Below are 7518 nucleotides of genomic sequence, written 5' to 3'. Positions count from 1 at the left end.
TAAATGCTGGTCTTGATAGGTGAGCGCCACCGCATCGGGTGTGGCGTGCGCCTGCGCTTCAAACAATTGGTGCCACGTTGACGCAGCAGGCGCGGGCGACAGTGTTGCGTTCCAAGCGTGCAGAAGCGTGTGCTGTTCAGAGCCATCGAGCACATTGATACACTGGTGGCTTTCATCGCTTTGATGAGCCACACACCGCAAAATACACTCTAGCTGTGCCAACAATCGTTCGACTCGGCTTGCTTCCATCAACGACTGATCATACCCCAGCTGTATCGATAACGTGCCGTCTTGCTCATACGCCATCACCGACAATGGGTAATCCATTTTGTCGGACCAGCTTCGCGGCGTGCTGTCCGCCGACAGCCCCGTTGAAGAAGCATCTTTGAGGGATGGGTAGTTTTCAAAAATGAACAAGCTCTGGAAAAGGCGCTTACCGTCTTCTTGCAGTTCGGCCAATGCGATCCCACTGAAGCTGTTGAGTTCTGCGATGCTTCGATGAATGGAAGTGAGCGCTTCAGCGACCGTGAGGGAATCGGTCCAATTGACCGCCAATGGCAAGGTATTGATGTACAAGCCGACACTGTCTTCAATCCCTTCAACTGGCACGTCTCGCCCTGATACCGTGGTGCCCACAATGGTTTGCGTGTCTTGCGTGTAAATTTGAATCAGCTTATGCCACGCGAACTGAAGAGCCACATTGAGTGTAACGTGATGGGATTGGCAAGCCGATTTAAGTTGCTGATACGCTTCCCCACAGAGGCACTTCGTCGCTTGGGCGGGTGCCGAAAGCGACCGAACACCATCGAGATCCATTGGCGTTGGCAACAACGCCCCCAAGTCATTCGGCTGATGTAAGCCATCACGTTTTTCCGACCAATAACGTGTGGTTTTGTCGCGCTGCGCCATGCGATGCCTTTGCACCTTGCCATACACCGACTCTTCCACCACGTGCGGTACTTGCCCTGCACTCAGTGAGTCGTAGTATCGATGAACCGCTTTAAGCAAAATGGGGTTGCTCCAGCCGTCGGTAATGCTGTGGTGCGCGGTTTGAATTAAAGTAAAAGCGGTGTCACTGCGTTTGATGATGGCAACGCGCATTAAACCGGATACCGTGAGATCGAAAGGCTTTTCACGCTCCGCGGTTTGTAGCGCGATAATGGCGGCGTCGTGATCGCTTTCTGGCAGGTGCGCCAGACTTACCGACGTGAATTGACGTGGAGTGATGCCCGCCTCTTTTCCGATCACTTGAACCATTTCCCCTTCCCAATGGAAAGCGAGCCTGAGTGCAGGATACGCAATAGACGCCAATTCCCAAGCTTTGAAATAATGCGCTACGTCAATGGCGCGATCGTAATCCACCAGCACTTGGAGACGATACGCATCATCGTCTGGTTGGCTAATGTGATGGTACACAAACCCTTGCTGCAAACTGCTTGCTGGATAAATCGTCGCAATGCTCGATAAACCGTGCGGACGCGATTGGCAAATGCGATCCAATTGCGATTGGTGCAGCCCAGTACAACCAAAATCACTGGCGGTCTTCAGCCCCCCTCGCTTGGCAGCCTCTAAGCTTTGTTTTAACACTTGGTGCAATGCCGTATCGAGTGCTTGACGGAATGCGATGATCTGCGTTGGCGGCAATGGGGACATGATCTCGAACTGCAGCTGACCGTCAAAAACGCCTCCATTGATGTTCAATACCGCGCTGTCGTGGTTCCCTTCTCCAATCACGTTGCCACTGTCTTCGTTCACCACGTCCCACATCGATGCCTGTCCTGCGGTATCCAACTGACCGAAGTAATTGAAATACACCTTGGGAAGAGCGTCATGAGAAAAGGTATGGGAGAACGCACCGAACCCAATGCCCTTATGAGGAACCAGACGCAGCATTTCTTTGGTTTGAATGATGGTGTGCTCTATATCGCTCGCCATCGCCAACCGAAGTGGGTATGCCGAGGTAAACCACCCTAACGTGCGGGAAATATCGAGCGTAGGATCGATCGCTTCACGTCCATGCCCTTCCAACGTAATGTGGTTAACGGTCTGCCCCGTCACCGTATTCAGCGCAACGCTTAGTGCGCTCAGAAGCAAATCATTGATTTCGGTGTGATACCCCTGATGCGCCTCGTGCAGCAATAAGTGCGTTTCTTTTTTCGGAAAATCGAGTCGCGTGGTAAAAACGTCTTGAGTAGAGACATCTCGAATGTCAGAGACATTCCGAATGGCAGCGTCTTGATCGGCAATGCCTTGTGGCAAAGGCTGTGTTTTCCTATCCGACAGTACACGTTGCCAGTAAGCGCGTTCAGCAGGATGATCATCGGCATACTGAGCCACCGCTTGCACCCATTGGCGATAACTGCTGCCTTTCTCTGGCAATGTTTGTTCGGATAGTAAGGTTTCCAAATCTTCTGCCATGATCCGCCACGACACCGCATCAATGATCAAGTGATGAAACGCAAACCAAAGACGGGCTCCACCGTCTGGGTAACCCGTCAGGTACGCCACTCGCCATAGAGGGCCGTTTTCTATGTCGAAATCGCTCTGCCAAGCCGTAAGCTGTTGTGTCACATCAGTTTCTCCCGCGACAGTCAACTCACGCACTTCTATTTGCGGTGACTCTTCAACGCGGCAATAACGCTGCGTGATTTCGCCCTCCCTGCACTCAAAGCGAATTCTCATGGCGTCGTGGTGCGCGCTCAATTGGGATAACGCCGCCTCAAGAGCTGGCTTGGCAAGCCCCGTCGGGACGCGCAGCGTAAAGGCTTGGTTCCAATGATGTGGGTTCGCCAGTGCTTTATTGAAGAACCATGTTTGAATCGGCAACAACGGGAATTCACCTTCCAGTTCCCCTTGCTCGGTACGGAAGGCTTGCTGAGGTGAATTGTCCGCCAATATCAATGCCAATTGCTTAACCGTTGGCGCATCAAACATGTCTTTCACTTGAATCTGGAAACCCGCTTTGCGGATCCTAGACACCAGTTGAATGGCAATGATGCTGTCGCCACCGATGCGGAAAAAGTTGTCGTTCACGCCGATGCTTTCAATGCCCAAAACTTGCTTCCAAATGCGGCAAAGTGCCAGCTCCACGTCGCTATCGGGCGCAACATAGTTATTTTTATCAATAAACTCCGGTTCGGGTAACGCATTGCGATCCAACTTTCCACTGCTCGATAATGGAAACGCTTTCATCGGGACAAACGCCACGGGCACCATGTATTCGGGCAGACGAAGGGCTAAGTAGTCGCTCAATTCACCATGAGTGAGGGCTTGATGACCGATGTCTGGCGAATTGGTATGGGTATCGAGAGTGGGTGAACTAACGTGGGATTCAACCTCATGCAATGTATGGCTTGAAACATTCACGGAATCCGTACTGAAGAACAAATGCAAGGTGCCCGTCTGTTCTGGCTCGGTTGCCAGCAGGATTTGCAATGCCAGCCCTTGCTGCTCCGCGATGGCATACAAGGCTTCAATGGAAAGCGCACCTTCCATCGATGAGCGTTCCGTTGACGGATTCCCCGCGAAACATTGCTGGACGTCCCAGATTCGTGCGTCTGGATAATGCTTTATCCACAGACCGCGTTCGGTTGATGCCAACAACGTCGGTAAATCGAGTTCACTTGAATAGGCTACCGAGTCAAATTCACTCAGGTTTTTAGCATGTCGGCGGTCTGCTTTGACGCCTTCTGCGCCGTTTTTCTTAATGTGCACAATGACATCGTATCGGAAGCGATTCATCTCGTGATCGGCAAAACCGCGCTTAGGCAGCACTTGAACCGCATCAACCGCCGGGTGGTGCATCAAGGCGAGAAAGTAAGTGGGAGAAATCGCGAGTTCCGTTTCTTTCGACGCTAGCCAAGTCGCCTGTTTGACTAACTGCGCGATGGCTTTGTCGGGGTTACGATGAGCAAGAATGGCAAGGTGAAACGCCCCCAGCAACCGCTGATCTCGGATATCACCAAAGAACAGATGCCCTTCCCCTTCAATACGCTCAATGGCTTGTTCGATAACGTTAGTGAGGTAGTGTGCGTTAGGAAAGTATTGGGAAACCGAGTTCATCACCACGGTATCGACTCGCTGCGGCGCCGCCGCGCTGGCCACCTCGTCGGCAGGGCAGGTAACGAATTGGGATTTGTGCTCATAGCCCAGCGCCTTTGCCGCAGAAGACAATCGATTCATCGCATTGGACGAAAAGTCGGTGGCAATATAATGGGTGCAAGACGGCAATAGAGGGTAGAAAATCAAGCCCGATCCCGAGCCTATTTCCAAGACAGAACGGGGGTGCAAACTCTGAATGCGCGTCACCGTAGCATCGACCCACTCTTTCATCTCTTCCGGTGGGATCGGCAATTGCGTAAAGGAGCTTTTCCAACCTCGGATATCGAACTGATTAATGGTCTGATTATCGTCTTTGTACTCCGCTTCATACACGCTCTTCCAAAGCGCTACCCCTTCCTGCGCCTGATTGGAAGAAGGGGTTGTTGCGTGCTCGATGTAATACCCGACCAACGCTTTTTCGCCCACGCCTTCAACGGTATGAACGCACGATGCTTTGATTCTTGGGTGAGCTTGCATCGCCGCTTCAATTTCTTCTAGCTCAATGCGGTAACCACGCACTTTGACTTGGAAATCGTTTCTCCCCAAGTACTCGATGTTCCCATTTGGCTGGCGCCGCACCAGATCGCCTGTTTTGTACAGTTTGTGTAACCCTTGTGCTATTTCATCTTCGGTTGCAAACGGGTTATCAACAAAGCGCTCCTTCGTTAGGCTGGCTTGATTTAAATACCCTTTCGTCACCGCAATGCCACCAATGTACAGCTCGCCGGGTAACCCTTCTGGGCATAATTGAAGATGCGTAGAATGCGGATCCATCACCAATAAACGCACGTTTTGTATTGGCTGACCAATGGGCACGGTTTCCGTTTCATCCAGTGAGCAATCGTACACACTGACTTCTATCGAGGCTTCTGTGGGACCGTATTGGTTATGTAGGGTTGCACCGTGTTGATTGATCGCGTTAAACAGCCTGATGTGCTCTGGCGTGAGGGCTTCCCCACTGCAAAAAACGCGACGCACCGAACTCGGCAATGCTTGGTTAGCATGAGACAAAAAGTGGCTGAACCCCGTTAGCATTGGCGGAACAAAGTGGGTAATGGTGACCTGATTTTGCACCATGATGTGGTGAAGCTGTTCCGGCGATTGATGCGCTTTCGGCGGTGCCATCACAATGGCTGCCCCTGTCCAGTTTGCCCACAACAACTCCCACACCGACACATCAAACGTGTACGGCGTCTTTTGCAACACTCTGTCGTTGGCATTCAGAGGAAATTGGTTTTGCAGCGCTTCTAAACGGTTGACCACACCTTTATGCGGCACCATCACCCCTTTGGGCTGACCCGTTGTGCCTGAGGTGTAGATGATGTACGCCATGTCGGAACTGCTGACATCCGCGTTGACATTCTCATCGCTTTCACTTGCGTAAACGCCTGCGTCGTCGATGGATACGCTTTGTGCGGGTAAATCCTCGCAAAGCTCAAGTAAGTCGTTTTGCCACCGTTCCTGCGTTAAGATCAACTGCGCTTGGGTATCGTCCAATAGGTAACGCGTACGCTGAACAGGATTGTCTGTCGCGATAGGCACGTAAGCACCGCCGGATTTCATGACGGCTAAAATCGCGATGACCATCTCCAAGCTGCGATCTAAATACAAAGCGACAGGGGTATTAGCCGCAAGTTGCGTTTGGTTTCGGTTCAAGTGATACGTGCGTATGGTGCGGGCTAACTGATTGGCTCGCTGATTCAATTCTCGGTAAGTGAGTGACTGTTGCTCAAAAATCAGTGCCGTTTTATCGGGGGTTGTCTTTGCCTGTTCCTCAAACTTCTCATGCAGTGTTTTGTGGGCAGAATAGGGGCGTTGGGTGTCGTTCCATCGATGATAAACATCGCTTATTGCCGTCGGGGGTATCAGCGATATTTGCCCAATCGGCAACGCCTCTTCCATTTGGCTTTGCAGTATTCGCTCGAATATTGCCGCAAATTGCGCCACGGTAGATTCATGAAACAACGACGGTTTATAGTTAAATGACACGCGTATCGAATCCCCTTCATCCCGACAGACTAAGCTGAGATCGTAACGGTTTTGGTCATTCCCCAAACGCGCTTCACCGAAAGGCGTCCACCCTTCAACGCGGTGCTGACTTCCGAGCTGGCTTTTGTGCTCTCGAAGCAGAAACAGCGTCCTTGCGACTTGCCCATCTGGGCTGGCTTTCACCATGCCGAGTTCTCGATTGATCTGACCCAGAGACAGCTCACTGTGGTCAATCGCTTCAATGACACACTGTTGAACCGACTGCTTCACGTTTGCAAAGGTGTCGCTTTGATCCAACCGAATGCGCAGCAGTGCCTCTCTGGCAAACAATCCGATAAGGTGCGCCAGTTCGGTACGGTTCCGATTAGTGAACGCTGAGGCGATGGCGATGTCCGTTTGCCCCGTGATCCGATGCAATAAAACACCGTACGTCGCCAGCAACAGCGAATACAGTGAGGTATTGGTGTGTGTGCATTCGTTTTTTAACCAACGAGTCAGGTTGGCTGGCAGCACGTGTTCGTATTGCGTCACCACGACATCGTTGTGGATGCCCGGCATTCGGTCGTAAGGTAAGGCTAAATCGACATCGCAGCCCGCCAGTTGCGTTTTCCAATAAGCGAGATGAGCCGCTCGCTTGGCTTTCTGTGGCGCTTGCTGCATCCAGTGAGCGTAGTCCGCGGGCTGAACCGGAAGCGGAGGTAAGGCTTCATGCGTTTCTTCATGCTGAGAATCGCCGCTTACATGCCGGTCGCTCTTTGCATGCTGGGCATCGCTGGAATGCAAATAATAATGGAAGAAATCACGCTCGAAGTGCGCAATGGAACCACCATCAAAAATCAGGTGAGAGAAGACAAACACCACTTTGCTTTCCGTGTCGCTGCATCGGATAACGTGCACACGAAACATCGGCCCCGTATTAACGTTAAACGCTTCGGCAATCGCCTGCTGAATCACCTCATCCAATGACGCGGTCCCCCCCGTTTGGCTCGGCTCAGAGAACGCGGTTTCACGAATGTCATGACCACGAATATCATAGTCGCGAATATCATGGTCACGAATATCATAGTGCACATCTGGCAATATACGCTGCTTCAGTTGCCCTTCTTCGTTCACAAACACGGTTCGCAGGCTTTCATGGCGCTGGATTAGGGATGACATAGCGCGGCGAAGCTTGGCGACATCAAAGTATTCAACGGAGGAAAGGTGTTCAACAGAGTACATGCAGGGGATGTTGCTGGTGGACGTCGTATTATGCAGGTTTTCAAGCACCCACATGTCTTGCTGTAATTCAGACACCGGAAATGTGTGGTCATGGTTTTGTCGGTTCAACGCTTCAATGCCATTTCCTGTGCGGCGCTTACGCTGCGCGAGCAATTTTTCCCGTTGCTTCTGGGAAAGCGAAAGCCTTCCCTTTCTTTCACCGTTCAT

1 protein-coding gene is annotated in these 7518 nt (G+C 51.7%); it reads right to left on the bottom strand.

Translation table 11 applies throughout. The features are described from left to right. Window positions 1-7518, bottom strand: a 7518-nt coding sequence (locus HC752_RS20765) for a non-ribosomal peptide synthetase (protein WP_190337115.1), incomplete at its 3' end; no start/stop codon positions are given.

This window comes from Vibrio sp. S9_S30 (assembly GCF_014694455.1).
In the GTDB taxonomy this organism is placed as follows: domain Bacteria; phylum Pseudomonadota; class Gammaproteobacteria; order Enterobacterales; family Vibrionaceae; genus Vibrio.
This window is presented reverse-complemented; position numbering and strand designations above follow the sequence as displayed.